1 protein-coding gene is annotated in these 340 nt (G+C 68.5%); it reads left to right on the top strand.

What is annotated here, in order from left to right; genetic code table 11:
- On the top strand, window positions 1–340 hold a 340-nt coding region (locus SB816_RS30385), incomplete at both ends, for a DUF3106 domain-containing protein (protein WP_410548040.1).

Below are 340 nucleotides of genomic sequence, written 5' to 3'. Positions count from 1 at the left end.
GCGCGCGGCGCTCGCGCCGTTTGCCGATCAGTGGGACGGCTTCAGCGACGCTCGCAAGCGAAAATGGCTGAGGATCGCGTCACGTTTCGCGAAGTTGACACCCGAAGCGCAGAAACAACTGCAGGAGCGAATGGCCGAATGGGCGCACATGACGCCCGAGCAGCGACGCGTCGCGCGCGAGAACTATCAGAGCGCGAAGGAACTGTCCGCGCAGGCGCGCGAACGCGCGTGGAAGGCCTATCAGCAATTGCCCGAGGAACAGAAGGAGCGGCTCGCCGCGACCGAACGCCGGCGCCGGCCGAGCGTCGTCAGCGCGCCGCCGACCGGCGCGGACCGCGAC

The organism is Achromobacter sp. SIMBA_011, assembly GCF_046535435.1.
GTDB classification, from domain to species: domain Bacteria; phylum Pseudomonadota; class Gammaproteobacteria; order Burkholderiales; family Burkholderiaceae_B; genus Achromobacter; species Achromobacter dolens.
This window is presented reverse-complemented; position numbering and strand designations above follow the sequence as displayed.